Source organism: Hydrogenophaga sp. (genome assembly GCF_011772445.1).
Lineage (GTDB): Bacteria > Pseudomonadota > Gammaproteobacteria > Burkholderiales > Burkholderiaceae_C > Hydrogenophaga.
The window spans coordinates 1-17,979 of the sequence record NZ_WVZN01000044.1 but is presented as its reverse complement, the minus strand read 5'-3'; the positions used below and the strand labels follow the sequence as shown (position 1 = coordinate 17,979).

At 69.8% G+C, this 17,979-nt stretch carries 17 protein-coding genes; all 17 read right to left on the bottom strand.

The window, feature by feature from the left end; translation table 11 throughout:
• Positions 1-28: 28 nt before the first annotated feature.
• Positions 29-1,597, bottom strand: a complete 1,569-nt coding sequence (locus GTO19_RS17220) for an aldehyde dehydrogenase family protein (RefSeq protein ID WP_291020223.1) — start codon at positions 1,595-1,597, stop codon at positions 29-31.
• 12 nt (positions 1,598-1,609) lie between these two features.
• Positions 1,610-2,098: a thioesterase family protein gene (locus GTO19_RS17215; protein ID WP_291020220.1), complete on the bottom strand. Its 489-nt coding sequence runs from the start codon at positions 2,096-2,098 to the stop codon at positions 1,610-1,612.
• Positions 2,099-2,123: 25 nt separating this feature from the next.
• Positions 2,124-3,272 (bottom strand): acyl-CoA dehydrogenase family protein, encoded by a 1,149-nt coding sequence (locus tag GTO19_RS17210; RefSeq protein WP_291020217.1) that lies wholly within the window; start codon positions 3,270-3,272, stop codon positions 2,124-2,126.
• A complete protein-coding gene (locus GTO19_RS17205) occupies positions 3,269-5,200 on the bottom strand; it encodes a biotin carboxylase N-terminal domain-containing protein (RefSeq protein ID WP_291020214.1) in 1,932 nt (643 codons plus the stop codon). The genes GTO19_RS17210 and GTO19_RS17205 overlap by 4 nt, the downstream gene beginning before the upstream one ends.
• Positions 5,197-6,027, bottom strand: a complete 831-nt coding sequence (locus GTO19_RS17200) for an enoyl-CoA hydratase/isomerase family protein (RefSeq protein WP_291020211.1) — start codon at positions 6,025-6,027, stop codon at positions 5,197-5,199. The genes GTO19_RS17205 and GTO19_RS17200 overlap by 4 nt, the downstream gene beginning before the upstream one ends.
• Positions 6,024-7,196 carry an acyl-CoA dehydrogenase family protein gene (locus tag GTO19_RS17195; protein WP_291020208.1) on the bottom strand — a complete coding sequence of 391 codons (1,173 nt, stop codon included), beginning with the start codon at positions 7,194-7,196 and terminating at the stop codon, positions 6,024-6,026. Before GTO19_RS17195 ends, GTO19_RS17200 begins: the two co-directional genes overlap by 4 nt.
• 35 nt (positions 7,197-7,231) lie before the next feature.
• A complete protein-coding gene (locus GTO19_RS17190; RefSeq protein ID WP_291020205.1) occupies positions 7,232-8,845 on the bottom strand; it encodes an acyl-CoA carboxylase subunit beta in 1,614 nt (537 codons plus the stop codon).
• Positions 8,842-9,732, bottom strand: coding sequence for an SDR family oxidoreductase (locus GTO19_RS17185; RefSeq protein ID WP_291020203.1), 891 nt, complete (start codon positions 9,730-9,732; stop codon positions 8,842-8,844). Before GTO19_RS17185 ends, GTO19_RS17190 begins: the two co-directional genes overlap by 4 nt.
• Positions 9,729-10,394 (bottom strand): TetR/AcrR family transcriptional regulator, encoded by a 666-nt coding sequence (locus GTO19_RS17180; RefSeq protein WP_291020200.1) that lies wholly within the window; start codon positions 10,392-10,394, stop codon positions 9,729-9,731. Before GTO19_RS17180 ends, GTO19_RS17185 begins: the two co-directional genes overlap by 4 nt.
• A 107-nt stretch (positions 10,395-10,501) precedes the next feature.
• A complete protein-coding gene (egtD, locus tag GTO19_RS17175) occupies positions 10,502-11,521 on the bottom strand; it encodes an L-histidine N(alpha)-methyltransferase (RefSeq protein WP_291020197.1) in 1,020 nt (339 codons plus the stop codon).
• Positions 11,518-12,714: an ergothioneine biosynthesis protein EgtB gene (egtB, locus tag GTO19_RS17170; RefSeq protein ID WP_291020194.1), complete on the bottom strand. Its 1,197-nt coding sequence runs from the start codon at positions 12,712-12,714 to the stop codon at positions 11,518-11,520. Before egtB ends, egtD begins: the two co-directional genes overlap by 4 nt.
• A 2-nt stretch (positions 12,715-12,716) precedes the next feature.
• On the bottom strand, positions 12,717-12,998 hold the full coding sequence (locus GTO19_RS17165) for a DUF427 domain-containing protein (protein WP_291020191.1): 282 nt from the start codon (positions 12,996-12,998) through the stop codon (positions 12,717-12,719).
• Positions 12,999-13,114: 116 nt separating this feature from the next.
• Positions 13,115-14,161, bottom strand: a complete 1,047-nt coding sequence (locus GTO19_RS17160; RefSeq protein WP_291020188.1) for a hypothetical protein — start codon at positions 14,159-14,161, stop codon at positions 13,115-13,117.
• Between the two features lie 4 nt (positions 14,162-14,165).
• Positions 14,166-15,827, bottom strand: a complete 1,662-nt coding sequence (locus tag GTO19_RS17155) for a GspE/PulE family protein (protein WP_291020185.1) — start codon at positions 15,825-15,827, stop codon at positions 14,166-14,168.
• Between the two features lie 12 nt (positions 15,828-15,839).
• On the bottom strand, positions 15,840-17,009 hold the full coding sequence (locus GTO19_RS17150; protein ID WP_291020182.1) for a type II secretion system F family protein: 1,170 nt from the start codon (positions 17,007-17,009) through the stop codon (positions 15,840-15,842).
• Between the two features lie 55 nt (positions 17,010-17,064).
• The gene (locus GTO19_RS17145) at positions 17,065-17,517 is read right to left on the bottom strand and encodes a type II secretion system protein (RefSeq protein WP_291020179.1); all 453 of its coding nucleotides are present in this window, start codon (positions 17,515-17,517) and stop codon (positions 17,065-17,067) included.
• A gap of 61 nt (positions 17,518-17,578) precedes the next feature.
• Positions 17,579-17,935 carry a type II secretion system protein gene (locus GTO19_RS17140; protein WP_291020578.1) on the bottom strand — a complete coding sequence of 119 codons (357 nt, stop codon included), beginning with the start codon at positions 17,933-17,935 and terminating at the stop codon, positions 17,579-17,581.
• Positions 17,936-17,979: the final 44 nt, after the last annotated feature.

Below are 17,979 nucleotides of genomic sequence, written 5' to 3'. Positions count from 1 at the left end.
GGGGCTTCTTCATGGGTTCACACGCGGATCAGGGCTCGATCCGCGTCTGCGACTGCTCCCGCATGTACTGCGGCAGATAGTGGAACGACGCCAGCGCCTTGCCTGTGCTGCCCGAGCCCTTCCAGCCGCCAAAGGGCTGGTAGCCCGGCCAGGCGCCGGTGGTGGCGCCCAGGGGCCGGTTGACGTAGGTGACGCCGGCCTCGATGTTCTCCAGGAACCAGGCGACCTCGTCCTCCGCGCCGAAGAAGCCCGCCGTCAGACCGAAGTCGCTGGCGTTCGCCTCGGCCATGGCCTGTTCGGCGTTGTCGACGCGGCCCAGCATCACCAGCGGCGCGAACATTTCCTTGCGCCACAGCGGGTGGTCCAGCGGTGCCTCGGCCACCAGGGGCGCGCAGTAGAAGCCCTCGCCCGCGTCGGGCGGCAAGGGCCCTTCGGCCACGATGCGCGCGCCCGCGCCGTCCAGTTGCCGCCGGCAGTCGGCATGGCGCGCCTGCGCGGCCCGCGTGGTCACGGGGCCGGTCCAGCTGGCCTCGCGCTGCGGTTCGCCCACGGCCACCTTCGCCACCGCCGCGCGCAGGCGCTCGATGAGCGCGTCGGCCACCGAGCGGTCCACATACACGCGCGACAGCGCCGAGCACTTCTGCCCCGACAGGCCGAAGGCCGAGCGCACGATGCCCTGCGCCGCCACGTCGAGGTTGGCGCGCGCAGTGACGATGGCCGCGTTCTTGCCGCCCATCTCGGCGATGCAGGGGCGCGGCCAGCGCCGGTTCACCTGCGCACGCAGGATGTGCATGCCCACATCGTACGAGCCAGTGAAGGTGACGCCATCGATGCCGTCGTGCTGGATGAGCGCTTCGCCCACGTTCGCGCCGTCGCCCACCAGGCAGTTGAAGGCGCCGTCGGGCAGGCCCGCGTCCTTCAGGCACTGCGCCAGCAGCAGGCCGGACCACGGCGTCTCCACCGAGCCCTTCAGCACCACGGTGTTGCCGGTGACCAGCGCCGCCGCCGTGGGCCCGCCCGCCAGCGCGAAGGGGAAGTTGAAGGGCGCGACGACGGCCCACACGCCATACGGTTTCATCACGCTGCGGTTGCGGCTCTTCATGTCGGGCAGCGGGTCGTCGGGCAAGGCGCGGTCGTAGCCGCCGTTCTCTTCCATCTGCCGCGCGTAGATGTCGCAGAAGGCGCTGACCTCCGCCACCTCGCCCAGGGCTTCCATGCGGGTCTTGCCGACTTCCAGCGAGACGATGGCCGCCATCTCGTAGAGGCGCTCGTCCACCAGGCGCGCGGCGCGGCGCAGCAGGGCCACGCGCTCTGGCCAGGGGGTGCGGCGCCAGGCGGGCAGCGCGCGCCGCGCGGCGGCCACGGCCAGGTCCACGTCGGCCACCGAGGCCTGGGCGAAGCGGCCCAGCAGCTCGCTCTGGCGCGCGGGGTTGTGTTTGTCCAGCAGCGCGGTGCGTGACACGAAGGCGCCGTCGATGAAAAGCCCGTGGTCCTGCCCGAGCCCGGCGCGCACCGTTTTCAGCGCAGCCTCGAAGCGTTCGTGCAGCGCGCGCGGTGGCGCGAACATCGTGGAATAGGTCAGCTGGAAATCGCTCATCACCAAGCCTCCTCAAGACACGATGTACGCCGCCGCCCCCACCGCCAGCAAGGTGCCGTCGGCCCCATGAAACGCCATGCGCGTGCTGGCCACGCGCGAGCCCAGGCGCAGCGCTTCGGCGTGGATGGTGAAGCGCGCGCTGCCCACGGCCGGGCGCAGGTAATCGATGCGCAGGTCGATGGTGCCGAGCTTGGCGAAGCGGTGCATGCGCTGCTCCACGCTGTCGTCCATGTGGCGCGCGGCCATGCCGGCCAGCACGGCCAGGCCGCCCATGGCGTCCAGCGCGGCGCTGATGACGCCGCCGTGCAACCGATGGTGGGCGTAGTGGCCGATGAGTTCGGGCCGCATGTCCAGGTGGCCGCTCACGCGCTCGGGCAGCACCTCGTCGATCTTCAAGCCGATGTGCTGGTTGAAGACGATCTTCTGTTCGAAGAGTTCGACGATGGCCTGCACGAACTCGGGTTCGAATCGAACGGGCGGGTTGGGATTGGCGATGCTCATGGTGTTGTCTCCCGTCGACCGGGGCTCAGGCGCCAAACTGGCGCGCGGCCAGGTCCTTCATGATCTCCTCGGCGCCGCCGCCGATCATCATGACCTTGACCTCGCGGTAGATGCGTTCGCAGGCGGTGCCGCGCATGTAGCCCATGCCACCCAGTATCTGCACGGCCGCGTCCGCGTTGGCCTGCATGGCCTGGGTGCTGTGGTTCTTGAGCAGGCAGACGTTGCCCACCCAGTCGGGCCCCTCGTCGCCCGCGTCGATGCGGTCGCCGAGCGCGTCCAGCCAGGCCTGCGTCGACGCGATGCGCATGCGCATGTCCATCAACTTGTGGCGGATCACCTGGTGCTGGATGAGCGCCTCGCCGAAGGTCTTGCGCTCGCGCGCCCAGGCCAGGGCCTCGTCGTGGCAGGCCTCGGCGAAACCCAGGGCCAGCGCGCTCATGCCCAGGCGTTCGCCGTTGAAGTTGCCCATGATGTAGCGAAAGCCCTTGTGCTCCTCGCCGATGAGGCAGCGCGCCGGCACGCGCACGCCGTCGAAGCGCAGGTGGCCGGTGTCGCTGGCGTGCCAGCCCATCTTGTGCAGCGGCGTGCGGCTGATGCCCTTGGCGTCGCAGGGCACGGCGATCAGGCTGATGCCGCTGGCGCCTTTGTTCTGCGGGTCTGTTCGAACGGCGAGCGTGATCCAGTCGCAGCGCACACCGGAGGTGATGAAGGTCTTCTCGCCGTCGATGACGTAGTCGCCGCCGTCGCGGCGCGCGGTGGTGCGCAGGCTGGCCACATCGCTGCCGCCACCGGGTTCGGTGATGCCGAGCGCGGCGATCTTCTCGCCGCGCAGCACGGGCGGGATGATCTCGGCCTGCAACTCGGGCGAACCGTGTTTCAGGATGGGCGGCAGGCCGATGTTGTGGCTGAACAGGCTGGCCAGCAGGCCGCCGCTGGCGGTGCGCCGCGCGAGCAGTTGCGACACCGCGTTGCGCGCGCGCCAGGGCGCGGGCGTGCCGCCCAGGTGCTCGGGGTAGCCCAGGCCCGGCAGACCGATGCGCGCGGCCTCGCGGTACAGCTCGCGCGGGAAGCTGGCCTGCGCGTCCCAGTCGTTCACATGCGGCACCAGGGCCTCGCGCGCGAAGCGGTCCACGGTGTCGAGCAGGGCCTCGGTGTCGGCGCGGTCCCAGCTCATGCCGCCACCTCTGGGGAAGCGAAGCTCACCAGCAACTGCCCCGGCGCCACCTGCTGGCCCGCCGAGACGGACACCAACTGCACCGTGGCATCGCGCGGCGCGACGATCTGGTGTTCGATCTTCATGCTCTCGATGGCGAACAGGGTGTCGCCCTTGGCCACGCGCGCGCCGGGCTGCGCGTGCACGGCCACGAGCTTGCCGTTGAAGGGCGCGCGCAGCTCGCTCACCGCGCCCGTGGCGCCGCCGCTGGCGCGCGCCGCATGGCTCAGGTCGCTCAGCGTGAGGGTGTGCGGGCCGACCTGCACGTGCCAGCCGCCGTCACCCAGTGGCACGGCGGCCGCGGCGTGGTGCACGCCATCGACGGCGACGCCCACCGCCTCGAGAACGGCGCTGTGCGCTCGCCCATCCACGGTGAGGTTCAGGCGGCCCTTGCCCTGTTCGAGCACGGCGAGGTCGAACACCGCCTCGCCATGGCGCCACCGCAGCGGGCGCGCGAAGGGGCACGGCAGCGTGTCCGGCGCGGGTTGGCCGGCGTAGGCGGCCGTCAACACCCCGGCGAGCACGGCATGGGGTGGTGCCTGCAAGGCCGCGCGGATGCCGTCGCCCTGCTCGGCGAGAAAGGGGATGAGCGCCTGGCCCGCGCCGAACACCGGGTGGCGCAGGCAGGCCGCCAGAAAGGCGCGGTTGCTGGGCAGGCCCAGCAGCACGGTCGCGTCCAGCGCCTGCGCCAGGCGTTCGATGGCCTGCTCGCGCGTGGCCGCGTGCGCAATGAGTTTGCCGAGCATGGCGTCGTAGTGCGGCGTCACCTCGGTGCCGGTTTCGATGGCGTGGTCGAAGCGCACGCCATCGCCTGGCGGCGGTTCCGCGAAGGCGCGCACGGTGCCGGTGTGGGGGTTGAAACGCTCGTCCTCCGCGCACAGGCGCACCTCGATGGCGTGGCCCTGCAGGCGCACCTGGTCTTGCGCCAGCGGCAGCGGCTCGCCACGCGCCACGCGGATCTGCCACTCGACGAGGTCCAGGCCGCTCAGCATCTCCGTCACCGGGTGTTCCACCTGCAGGCGGGTGTTCATCTCCATCAAAAAGAACTGGCTGTCGTCCAGCAGAAACTCCACCGTGCCCGCGCCCGCGTACCCGGCCGCCTGGGCCAGCGCCACGGCCGCCGCGCCCAGGCGCTCGCGCAGCTCAGGGCCCACGGCCGGGCTCGGCGCTTCTTCGATGATCTTCTGGTGCCGCCGCTGCACCGAACAATCGCGCTCGCCCAGGTGGATGCAACGGCCGTGCGTGTCGGCGAAGACCTGCACCTCCACGTGGCGCGGGCGTTGCACCGCGCGTTCGATCAGCAGGTCGGCGCTGCCAAAGCCCGCCAGCGCCTCGGCGCGCGCGCTGGCCAGCGCGGCGGGCAGTTGCGCGGCCTCGGTGACGAAGCGCATGCCGCGCCCGCCGCCACCGGCCACGGCTTTCACCATCACCGGGTAGCCGATCCGCTGGGCCTCGGCGATGAAGGTCCCGTCGCGCTGGTCCGCGCCAAAGTAGCCCGGCAGCACCGGCACGCCGTGCGCCTGCGCCAGCGCCTTGGCGGCCGACTTGCTGCCCAGCGCGCGGATGGCGGCGGGCGGCGGTCCCACCCAGGTGAGCCTGGCGTCGATCACGGCCTGCGCGAAGTCGGCGTTCTCGCTGAGGAAGCCGTAGCCCGGGTGCACCGCGTCGGCGCCGGTGGCGCGCGCGGCTTCGATGAGGCGGTCGATGCGCAGGTAGGACTCGGCCGAACTCGCGCCGCCCAGCGCGAAGGCGCGGCCGGCCTCGCGCACGTGCAGGGCGTTCGCGTCGGGTTCGCTGAACACGGCCACCGTGCCCATGCCCATGCGGTGCGCGGTGCGAATGACCCGGCGCGCGATCTCGCCGCGGTTGGCGATCAGCAGGCGCCTCATGACCGGCTCGCTTTCGGCGCGTCCGTGGACGGTGGCTCCTGCGCCCAGGGCGCGGCTCGCTTGTTGGCGAACGCCGCCAGGCCGGCCGCGGCCTCGGGCCCGCGCAGCGCGCTGGCGAAGGCGATGGCCGCTTCGTCGCGCAGGTCGGGGCGGTCGTCGCTCAGGCGCAGCAGGAGCTGCTTGGTGGCCGCCACCGCGCCCGGCGCCGCGCGGTTCAGCGCGGCGGTGGCCTCGGCCACGGCGGCGTCGAGCGCGCCATCGGCCACCACGCGGTTGACCAGGCCCGCGGCCTGCGCCTCGCGTGCGCCCCAGCGCGCACCGCTCAGCAGGCACTGGCGCGCCGTGGCGTCCCCCAGGCGGCGCCACACGAAGGGCGCGATCTGCGCGGGCGGCAGGCCCAGCGTCACCTCGGGCGTGGCGAAGCTGGCGCGCTCGGTGGCGATCACCACGTCCGCGCAGCACACCAGGCCGAAGCCGCCGCCCATGGCGGGGCCGTCCACCGCGCACAGCAGCCACTGCGGCAAGCTGCTCAAGGCGTGCAGCAGGTCACCGAAGCCGCGGTTCACCTCGATCAAAGGGTCCGTCTGGCCCGGTTGCAGCGGCTGGCCAATGGCGTGGGCGAATCCGCCCAGGCTGCCACCGGCGCAGAACGCACCGCCAGCCCCGGCCAGCACCACGCCACGCAGCGTGGGGTCGTTCTTCGCGCGCAGGCAGGCGGCGTACAGGCCCACCACCATGGCGTCGCTCAGCGCGTTGCGCGAGGCCGGGTCGTTGAGCGTCCAGCGCTCCACCGCGCCGTCGCGGTCGACGATCAGGGCCCGGTTCATCGCACCGGCCTCTTGGCGATCCCCATGATCTTGCTCAGGATGCCCAACATGACCTCGTCGGCCCCGCCGCCGATGGAGGCCAGTCGCCCGTCGCGGTACATGCGCGCCACCTTGTTCTCCAGCGTGAAGCCCATGCCGCCCCAGAACTGCAGGCAGGTGTCGGGCACCAGGCGGTTCAGGCGCCCGGCCTTGAGCTTGGCCATGGTGGCCCACTCGGTCACGTCCTCGCCGGCCACGTAGCGGTCGCACGACAGGTAGGTGAGCGCGCGCAGCGCCTCCACCTCGGTCTTGAGCTCCGCCAGCTTGAACTGCACCCACTGCTGGTCGGCCAGTTGCGCACCGAAGAGTTTGCGCTCCTGCGCCCACTCGATGGTCCACTCGATGCAGTTGTTCAGGCTCTGCAGCGTGCTGGCCGCGCACCACAGCCGCTCCTCCTGGAACTGCTGCATCTGGTAGACGAAGCCGGCGCCTTCCTGGCCGATGCGGTAGCGCTGCGGCACGCGCAGCTCGTCGAAGTACAGCAGGCCGGTGTCGCTGCTGTGCATGCCGATCTTGCGGATCTTCTTGCCGACCTCGAAGCCCTTCACCGGCTTGCCGTTCTCGCGCAGCGGCACCATCACCAGGCTCTTGTTCTTGTGCGCGGGCCCGTCGCTGGTGTTCACCAGCAGGCAGATCCAGTCGGCCTGCAGGCTGTTGGTGATCCACATCTTCTGGCCGTTGATGACGTAGTCGTCGCCGTCCTTCCTGGCCGTGGTCTTGATCGCGGCCACGTCGCTGCCGGCACCGGGCTCGCTCACGCCGATGCTGCCGACCGCTTCGCCGCGGATCGCGGGCGCGAGGAATTGCGCTTTCAGCTCCTCGCTGCCGAAGCGCGCCAGCGCGGGCGTGGCCATGTCGGTCTGCACGCCGATGGCCATGGGCACGCCGCCGCAGTGGATGTGGCCGAGCGTTTCGGCCATGGCCACGCTGTAGCTGTAGTCCAGGCCCGCGCCGCCGTGCGCCTCGGGCTTGGTCAGGCCCAGCAGGCCCAGATCGCCCAGGCCCTTGAAGACCTCGTGCGCGGGAAACATCTCGGCGGCCTCCCACTCGTCGACGTGGGGGTTGATGTGGTCGTCGATGAAACGCTTGAGCGTCTTCTGGATTTCGCGGTGCTCGTGCGTGAACTGCATGGCTTGTCTCCTCTTTGGATGCGTGCGTGACGGACCTACATGCGCGCCACCCCGAAGGGCAAGGGGCGCGGCGTGCGTTGCGCGGCCTCGGCGCAGGTGTCCAGGCAGAAGATGAGCACCGCGCGCGTGTCGCGCGGGTCGATCACGCCGTCGTCCAGCACCAGGCCGCTGGTGTGGAAGGCGTCGGCCTGGCTCTCGAAGACCTGCACGATCTGCTCGAACTGCTGCTGCATCTGCGCCGGGTCGGGCGTGAGGCCTTTGCGCGCCAGGCCGGCCTCGGCCACGATCTGCATGGTGCGCGCGGCCTGCTCGCCGCCCATCACGGCGGTGCGCGCGTTGGGCCAGCTGAACAGGAAACGCGGCTCGAAGCCGCGCCCGCACATGCCGTAGTTGCCGGCGCCGAAGGAAGCCCCGCACTGGATGGTGAGCTGCGGCACGGTGGCGCCCGTCACGGCCTGGATCATCTTGCTGCCGTGCTTGATCATGCCGCCCTGCTCGCTGTCCTTGCCCACCATGTAGCCGGTGGTGTTCTGCAGGTAGATGAGGGGGTGGCCGAGCTGGCACATCCACTGGATGAAGTGCGTGGCCTTGTTGGCGCCGGCCACGTCGATGGGGCCGTTGTTGCTGATGAAGCCCACCGCGTGGCCGCCGATGCGCGCCTGCGCGCACACGGTGGCGGCGCCGTACAGGGGCTTGAACTCCAGCAGATCCGAGCCATCGGCCAGGCGGGCCATCACCTCGCGCATGTCCACCGGCTCGCGGTGGTGGGTGGGCATGAGGCTGAGCAGGTCGTCGGCGGACAGCTGGGGAGCGGGCGCCGGCGGCGCCGCCGTGCGCGCGAAACCCTCGCGCAACTGATCGACGACGCGCCGCGCCAGCCCCAGCGCCTCGCGGTCGTCTTCCGCCAGGTACTCGCCCAGGCCGGACACGCTGGTGTGCATCTCGGCACCACCCAGTTCCTCCTCGGTGGCCACCTCGCCCGTCGCGGCCTTCAGCAGCGGCGGCCCCGCGAGGAAGGCGCGCGAACGCCCGCGCACCATCACCACGATGTCCGACAGGCCCGGCATGTAGGCCCCGCCCGCCGTGCCCGAGCCGTGCTGCACGGTGATGACCGGCAGCCCCGCCGCCGAGTGCCGCGCCAGGTTGCGGAACAGCGAGCCGCCGTGCACGAAGCCCTCGACCTTGTACTTGGTGAGGTTGGCGCCCGCGCTCTCCACCAGGTGCACGAAGGGCAGCTTGTTCTCCAGCGCGATGTCCTGCACGCGCAGGATCTTCTCCAGCCCGCGCGGCTGGATGGCGCCGGCCTCGATGCCCGAGTCGCTGGCCACCACCATGCAGCGCACGCCGCTGATGAAGCCGATGCCCGCCACCACGCCGCCCCCGGCCACGGACTTGGCGGGGTCCTTCGTGTCCTGCAGGAAACCCGCCAGCGTGCACAGCGGCAACCAGGGCGCGCCCGCGTCCAGCAGCAGCGCGATGCGCTCGCGCGGCAGCAACTGGCCGCGCTTGTCGAACACGGGCTTGGCCTGGGCCGACGCGGCGGCGGCGCGCTCCTCGAGCGCGCGCAGTTGGGCGATGCGTTCGAGCATGGCCGCGCGGCGCAGCTGCGCGGCCTCGCTGTGCGGGTTGAAGCGGGAGGCGAAGCTCATGACTGGAACACCTTGGGCGGCACGTAGCGGTGAAAGCCGTCGAACGGCCTGACGGCCTCGCGCGACTGCGCTTCGGCCGGCGCGGCCACCTGGCCCCAGCCCATGCGCACCTGCGGACGCGCGCCGTCCACGCGCAGCACGCTGCCGCTGATGAAGCTGGCCGCCGGCGAGAGCAGGAAGGCGATGGCGGCACTGGTCTCGGCCTCGTTGCCGAAGCGGCCCAGGGGCACCGTCTGGCGCATCTCGCGCAGCATGGGTCCGGCCTCGGGCGGGTAGTGGTCCATGCCGCTGGAGGCGATGTAGCCCGGCGCCACGGCGTTCACGCGCACGCCGCTCCTCGCCCACTCCAGCGCGGCGGTCTCGGTGAAGCTCACCATGCCCGCGCGCGCCGCGCCGCTGTGGCCCATGCCGGGCATGCTGCCCCACATGTCGGCCACGATGTTCACGATCGATCCGCCGTGCGCCTGAAAGCTCTGCAGGTAACACTCGCGCGCCACCAGGAAGCCGCCCATGAGGTTGGTGTCCAGCACGGCCTGCCAGCCCTTGGCGCCGATCTTCTCCAGCGGGCTGATGTACTGCCCGCCCGCGTTGTTGACGAGACCATGGATGCGGCCGTGCGCGGACACGATGTCGCCCACCAGCGAACGCACCGCGTCCTCCTGGCGGATGTCGCCCGCGTGGCCACTCGCGCGCCCGCCATCGGCCGTGATCTCGTCGACCACGGACAGCAGCTTCTCGGGCTTGCGGCCCACCAGCGCCACGTGCGCGCCCAGCGCGGCGAGTTCGTGCGCGGTGCAGCGGCCGATGCCCGAGCCTCCGCCGGTGACGACGATGACCTGGCCCGCCAACAGGCCGGGGCGAAAGACGGAGCGGTAGTGCTCGCTCATTGAAGCTCCTTGACGAAGAGTTGCAGCGCGGCCTCCGTCAGTTCGTCGAGCGAGGCCGGTCCCTCGGCGTCGTACCACTGCGCCGTCCAGTTCAGCGCGCCGAAGATCAGCAGCCGCGCCAGCGCCGTGTCGCCCTTGAGCGCGCCTTCGCGCCGCAGCGCCTGCAGCACCGGCACCCACACGGCCTCGTACTCGGCCATCAGCTCGCTCACCACCTGCTTCTGCGGCGGCGCGAGCCAGCGCCATTCGTAGAGCATCACCGGGATGTGGTCGCTCTCGGGGCCCAGCAGGTTGTGGAAGTGGCCGCGCACCAGCACCCGCAGGCACTCGCGCGCGCTCAAGGCCTCGGGCGCGGCGGCCACGGCCGCTTCCATGCGCTCGCGCTGGTGCTGCAGCGCGCGCTGCATGCCCTCCGCCATCACGGCGGCGAGCAGCGCTTCCTTGTTCTCGAAGTGATAGAAGGGCGAGCCCGAGCGCATGCCCACGGCGGCGGCGATGTCGCGCGTGCTGGTGGCCGCGAAGCCCTTGCGGCGGAACAGGTGCGCGGCCGCGCGCAGCAGGGCCTGGCGGCGGTTGCCGTCGTCGCGTTCATCCGCGGTCTTGCGTGGGCGGCCGCGGCTGCGGCGCTGGGGGGCCTCATCGGCCAGGGTGTCGGTTGGCATCGGCCGCCAACATAGCAGCGGCCGTCAATTTCAGCAAGCGGATGCTTGGTGAAAATACCGATGCCCGCTGTCGCCTGGCCGACAGGGGCCTGCGCTGTCGCCCGGGCTCAGCCTGTGGCCCGGCACACCACCAGCGCGTAGGGCAGCTCGGGGTCCTCGAACCAGGCCTTCACCTCGAAGCCGCTGCCCTGGGCCAGGGCCTCGACGCCCGCGCGCTCGTACTTCTGCGATTGCTCGGTGTAGATGAACTCGCCCGCCCCGAAGTCGAAGGCGTGGTCGAGCAGGTGGCTGCGCACGGTCTGGCGCGTCTGGCTCACCAGGAAGCTGCGCGCCACGCCCTGCAAGGGGCAGTAGCTCGCGTAGTGGCGAAAGCGCTTGAGGTCGAAGTCCATGCCGAGCTCGCGGTTGAGGCGGCGCAGCAGGTTCAGGTTGAAGGCGGCGGTGACGCCTTCGGGGTCGTCGTAGGCGGCCAGCACGGTGTGCGGGTCCTTGCGCAGGTCCAGGCCGAGCAGCAGGCTGTCGCCCACGCGCAGGTGCACGCGCACGCGCCGCAGGAAGCGCGCGGCCTCGGCGTCGGTGAAGTTGCCGAGGTTGCTGCCCAGGAACAGGGCCACCTGGCGGCGGCGCGCGCTGGGGATGGGCCAGGTCTGGAAGTAGTCGCCGCACAGGGGGTGCACGGTGAGCGCGGGCAACTGCCGCGCCATGCGCGCGCCCAGGTGTTCCAGCGCCTGGGCGGAGATGTCCATCGGCCGATAGACCAGTTCCGCGCCCGCCTTGAGCCAGGCGCGGCACAGGGCCAGGGTCTTGCGGCCGTCGCCGCTGCCGAGTTCGAGCATCTCGATCGGCGAGCCGCCCGTGTCCAGCGCGTCGAGCAGGTCCTTCGCGTGGCGGCGCAGCATGGCGGCTTCCAAGCGCGTGGGGTAGTAGCTGGGCAGCCGCATGATGCGTTCGAACAGGCGCGAGCCGCGGTCGTCGTAGAAGTACTTGGACGAGAGCCGTTTGGGGTTGCCCGACAGGCCGGCGAGCACGTCGTCGGCGAAGCCGCGCAACTCGGGCGCGATGGCCGGAGACGGTGTGGTGTCGCGCGCGGGGCGCATGGCGGGGGCGGTGTGGCGGCGTCGGGTCATGGTTTGACGAGGCGGATGCCGGTGTACTGCCAGCGCAGCGGCGGCTGGAAGAAGTTGCGGTAGGTGAGGCGCTGGTGCCCCGGCGGCGTGGCGAAGGACGCGCCGCGCAGCACCTGCTGGCTCACCATGAATTTGCCGTTGTATTCGCCGACCGAGCCCTCGGCGCGGTGGAAGCCCGGGTACGGCGTGTAGGCGCTGGCGGTCCATTCCCAGCGCTGGCCCCACGCCATGCCTTGCGCGGCGGCGGCCTCCCATTCGAACTCGGTGGGCAGGCGCGCGCCGGCCCAGTCGGCGTAGGCACTGGCTTCGAACCAGCTGATGTGGGTGACGGGCGCGTGCGGCGGCAGGGCCTGCGGGCCGCACAGGGTCTGGTGCCACCACGCGCCACCCTCACCGCGAAACCAGTACATCGGCGCGACGACGGCGTTCTGCCGCAGCCAGTCCCAGCCGTCGGCGTGCCAGTGGCTCGCCTGCCGGTAGCCGCCGGCTTCGATGAACGCGATGTACTCGGCGTTGCTCACCAGGCGATCCGCGATGGCGAAGGGTGCGAGCAGCACCTCGTGGCGCGCGCCCTCGTTGTCGAAAGCGAAGCCGTCGCCCGCGTGGCCAATGGCAACCACGCCACCGGGGTGGTCCGTCCATTGCAGCGCGGCGGCTTGCGGCAGGTGCTCGGTCGTCACGGTCACGGCGGTGGTGTCGTCGAGCGAATAGGCGGGCCGCAGGGGGTTGTGGCCCAGGATGTATTTGATGTCGGTGAGCAGCAGTTCCTGGTGCTGCTGCTCGTGCTGCAGGCCGAGCTCCAGGCGCTCCAGCCAGTGCGCGGGCGGCTCGGTGGCGAGCCAGGCGTGCACCGCGGCGTCCACGTGCGCGCGGTAGGTCAGCACCTCGGCCACGGTGGGCCGGCTCAGGTGGCCGCGCTGCGCGCGCGGCCAGCGCTCGCCCTCGTTTTCGTAGTAGCTGTTGAAGAGGTAGCCATAGGCCGGGTGGAAAGCGGTGTAGCCCGGCGAGGCGTGCGCGAGCAGCATGGCCTCGAAGAACCAGGTGGTGTGCGCCAGGTGCCACTTGGGCGGGCTGACGTCCACCACGGGCTGCACCACGTGGTCCTCGGGCGCCAGCGGGGCGCACAGGGCCACGCTGCGCGCGCGCACCTCGGCAAAACGCGCGGCCGTGTCGGCGATGGCGTCGCGGCGCATGCTCAGTCCACCACCTGCACGCCGCGCCAGAAGGCCACGCGGTCGCGCACCATCTCGGCCTCGGGCTTGGGGTCGGGGTAGAACCAGGCGGCGTCGCGGTTGAGCTCGCCGTCGATGAGCAGGCTGTGGTAGCTGGCCTGTCCCTTCCAGGGGCAGTAGGTGTGGTGGTTGCTGTGCTGCAACACGTCGGCGCGCACGGCGCTGGCGGGAAAGTAGGCGTTGCCTTCGACCAGCACGATGTCGTCGCTTTCGGCAACGACGGTGCCCTTCCAGATCGCCTTCATGCGCGCTCCTCGGGTGTTGTTCGAATGGGATGGGTCGAATCCTGGGCGTATTTCTTACGTGATGCAAGCCCGCAGCGCAAACCAGGGGGCGTAGACAGGGAATTTGAGCGCTTGTCCTACTTGAAGACGCCCGTCCACACGGCGCGCACCCCTCCACCGGCGGGCGCTCCACCTCCGACACGGTTCACCGACTGCAGGCGCCACTCCACTTGCGCAGCGGAATCGTTCAAGCCCTCGGTGATCGCCAGGATGGAGGTCTCGTCCGGCATATGAAACTCGACGCGCCCGTGCCCACCCATCGCGTCAACGTCCAAAGAAATCACGCGCACACCGGGAATCTCGATGCTCTCCAGCGGCCCGTAGACGCGGTTCCAATCCCAGGACAGAGCCTTGAGCGCCTTGGCCTGAGCCTCGGTCAGCGGTGCGGGTTCAACCCTGGCGGCTGCGCGCCGCGCGTTCACATCCGCCTCCAGTGCCGCGACTTCAGCCTGCAAACGCCCAACATCGCGCCACAGCCAGACATCTGCGATGCCGATGCCAACCAACGTGAGCAAACTGGCGACCAGCGCGAGCCGCCGCCTCGTGGCTTGTCGCTGGAGCGCCAGGAAGTCGATGTCGAGCGACACGGAGTCCTGGGCCGTCGCATCGAATACCCCATGCGCCACATACTGCTCGAAGCGCAGCGCATCCGCCCACCCCATCGGCACAGGCTTCGGCCGCGTCAGTCGCGACCACATCGGTCGCAATGCACCCACGCGACCGCCATGGCGTTGCGACCAGTCCAGCAACAGATCGTGCGTACCCGCCGCCATCGCGGCGCAGACCACCGATCGTCCAGCCGCCCAGTTCACGGGCAAGGCGCACCTGAGATCGGCCTGTTCATCGGCAGCAAAGCCCATCGCCTGCAATGCCAACGCGCGAACAACCGTCATTGCCTCGTCCACGCGCTTGAGGCCGCGCGGGAGGCTTACCGCAACCGCCGGACACAAGGCTGTCCCGGGGTGAAGATCGACGGTCCATGGGCGATCCTGCTCGCGCCCCGTCTGGAGATCCACCGCATCCAACAGATCAATCAACGGGCGCGTTGATGGCAGGACCACCTCCATCTCCCCCTTCGATGGATGGACGACGAGTGCGCGGCCGGCACCCAGATACACCGACACGCGCTTACGCCCAGCCGACCACACGTCGCACCTCCTCCAGGCTGGTCACTCCCGCCTTCACCTCGTCCATGGCCTGGTGCAGCAGAGGCCGAGCCGCTGCACCCCGCATGGCCGCACGCAGCTCTGCGATGCTGGAGCGACGCACCATGAGGTCTCTTACCCGATCGTCTAGCGAATGGACTTCCGCGACCACCATACGTCCTCGGTAACCGCTGTGCCGGCACAGATCACAACCGCAAGCCACAGGTACTCGCGCAGGCAGCTCGATCGACAGCGCACCCAGCACTTTCCGATCGTCCTGCGAGGGATCGTCCAACCGCAGGCAATGCGTGCACAGACGCCGCAGCAAACGCTGCACAACCACGCCATTGAGCGCCGAAGCCAGGGAAAACGGATCGATGTCGAAGTGCTCGAAACGTCCCAGCACGTCGAGCAGGCTGTTGGCGTGAACCGTGGTGAAAACCAGGTGTCCGGTGAGGGCCGATTGGACCGCGATGCGCGCGGTCTCGCCGTCCCGGATCTCGCCGACCAGGATCTTGTCGGGGTCGTGCCGCAGGATCGAGCGCAAGCCTGTGGCGAATGTGAGCCCCTTCTGCTCGTTCACCGGAATCTGCAACACGCCGGGCAGCTCGTACTCCACCGGATCTTCGATGGTGATGATCTTGCCCAATCCATCGTTGACCTCAGACAGAGCACCATAGACCGTCGTGGTCTTGCCGCTGCCCGTCGGCCCCGTCACCAACAGCATACCGTGGGGACGCATCGCGAGCTGCCGCATGGTCCGGGCTGCCTCACCCTTGAACCCCAGCGTGTCGAGCGAGATTTCGTCCTGCCCCTGACGAAGCTGTGATTTGTCCAGCAGCCTCAGAACGGCATCCTCTCCAAAGATGCTGGGCATCACCGACACCCGCATGTCGATCGCATCGGATGCGCTCACTGGCGCGCTCCATCGGATGCGTCCATCCTGAGGGCGGCGGCGCTCGGTGATATCCAGCTGCGCCATCACCTTGATGCGAGAAATCACCTCCTCGGCCCGCTGGGCATCGTCGAGGCGAGGTCCCGGCAGCATCACGCCATCCAACCGGTACTTCACGCCGACACCGCGGCGATCACTTTCGAAGTGGATGTCGCTCGCGCCCTCGGCGTGGCCGTGCGCGATCGCCTGGTCCACGAAGCGCACGACGGGGCTGTCGGCGCCGGCCGCACCGGAAGAAGCCTGTGCCGTGAGCGCTGGTGCACCATTCGTAGTGGCCTGAGCGGCCCGCTGCGCGAGCAAGGCCAGACAAGCCGCGTCCGCAAGCGCCAGTCGCACGGACGCACCTTGCTGGCGCATCAGTGCCGCCTGGCTCGCTGTGGACCAGGGATCTGGCCCTGCCAGCAACACACCTTGATCCGTCTCCACACGATACAGACTCGCGCCCGCGCCGCCGACACGCCTCACGTGTGCGCCGGTCGGCAGAGCCGAGCCCAACATGACGGCAATCCCTTGCTGTCGCAGCAGCGCCGCCGACAAGGTGGGTTCATCCAAGGCGAGTCCTTGCACGAGCCCTGCCCAGATGCAAGCGGCCTGCGCCGCATGGGCCTGCCGAGCCACTTCGACCGCTTGATTCAGGCGCAGGTCGTCCGTTGGCGAGAAGCCTTCAGCGGGCGATGGTGTGCTCGTCATGAATCCTCCTTGTCAGCGAAGGCGCGTGGCCATGTCGAACACCGGCAGATACATGGTGACCACGATGGCCCCAACCATCAGGGCCACGGCCAGCAACAGCACGGGCTCCACCACGCGGGTCATGCGCTCGATGAACAGCTCGAAGCGTTCGCCGTGCAGATCGGCGACCACCGCCGCCGCTCGCGGAAACGCGCCATTGCGCTCGGCCGCGGCCATGAGGCGCCGGCCCACCTCGTCACACAGCCCCTGCAACGCCAGGCTTTCGGCCACGCCTTTCCCCTGCTCCACCTGCGCCATGCAGGCGTCCAGCCCCTCGCGCAAGCGCCGGTCCAGCGCCGCGTCACGCGCCACACGCAAGGCGTCCACCATGGCGTAGCCCCCGCTGAGCATCAGGGCCAACGTCTGGTACATCATGGCCAGGCGGAAGTCCCGCACGCGTACCCTGAGCCAGGGAACGCCCTCGATGGCCGCGTCCAGCGCACGCCTGGCCCCACCGCGCCACACCCACCAAGCGATCAGCACCACGGCCAACGCCAACGTAGCGAAGGCCGCCCCCTGATGGGCCTTGATCCACACGCTCAACAGCACCATGGCATTGCCTGACCCCGTGGCACCACCTTGCAGTCCTGCATACATGCGGGAAAAACTGGGCATCACCACCAGCAAGAGGAACAGTGAGATGCCCAGGCCAAGCGCCGTGACCATGGCGGGGTAGATGGCAGCACTGACCACTCGTTTGCGCAAGCGCTCCACGAGCTCGTCGAAACGAAGGTAGTCCTGCAGCGCCTGAACGAGGTCGCTGGTGCGCTCACCCGCGCGAACCGCCGCTACCAACACCCCGGGCGTGTCCGGCAACATCCCCAGCGCGCGGGAGAGTGGCAGGCCGTGAGAAAGGTGCTGCAGCAGCATCGGAGCCGGGGACACCATGCGCCTGGGCTGAGCCTCCACCCGTTGGCGCGCGGCGAGCGTATCCACCGCTTCGACCACGCTCATGCCGGCGCGCAACAAGGTTGTCAGCTCGCGGCAGAAGACCGCGTAGGCCGTCCTTCCCAATGCCTGCCGGCTATTGCTCGAGCCTCGCGCTACACCTAGCAGACGGACGTCCAGCACGATCCAGCCTTCGTGCAGCAAAGTCTCGCGAAGCGCCTCCAAAGAGCCGGCTTGGCGCCGCGCTTCGGTCACGCTGGCGTCGCCGGGACGGGTGCATCGAACCATGAAATCCATGCTGTTTCCGCGTTCAAGGCCGTGCGGCCTGAGGCAACGTGGGCACGTACACGAAGCGCCACTGCTGGTAAGACGTCGCGCCCGCGAAGCCCCATCGAACCGCTTCAAGAGAACCGGAGGTGATGGGCACGCCGCCACCCAGGCTGTAGACCCCCGCGATTCCCCCATCGGGAGCGGCCACCAAGCCCCAGCGGGGCTGGCGCGTGATCGGGTCGGCGTAGACCTCGCGCAAGTGCCGGCGCAGGCCGATCATGCGGCGGTCATCCAGCAGGTCTTCGAGCGACGACGGCCAACGCTTCACCGTACCGGGCGTGCCCTCGTGGTATCGGCCGATGGCCGCTGCGATGGCCGAACCCACCCGAAGCAACTCCGCCTCACGTTCGCGTTGGGCCTGCTGCGACACCACAGCCATGACACGCTGCGTCGCCAGGGCCAGCAGGAACATCATCAGCAGCGCGAACAACAAGGTAAACCCACGTTGTTCGCGCTGCGCCGAATGTGGCCTCGCTTCGCGGCGGCAAGGGCAGTCACCAATCACGGAACCAGCTCCCGTCGCGAGCCCGCCCCTGGGCCGAGCTTTTCACATCGAACACCGAAGCCGTCTCGCCCGCGCGCTGGGGGATGGCGACCCATGAGTCCATGCGCTGCGTGATCGGGTCTTCGGGCACGGCGCGCAGATACCGCTGCTGCACGAGTTCGTCCAGCGTCTGCGGATAGCGGCCCTTGTCCCGGAAGAACTGGTCAATGGCCTGGCGCATGCCAACCAGGTTCTGGCGCAGCACGGTTTCTTTGGCATCGTCCACGCGGTCGAGGTAGGCCGGGGTCACGATTGCCGCGAGGATGGCCAGCACCGCGAGCACCACTAACCCGGATATTTCACGCATGTAGCCAACGGCGTGCGCAGCGGGGCATCGCGGCGCGGATTTGA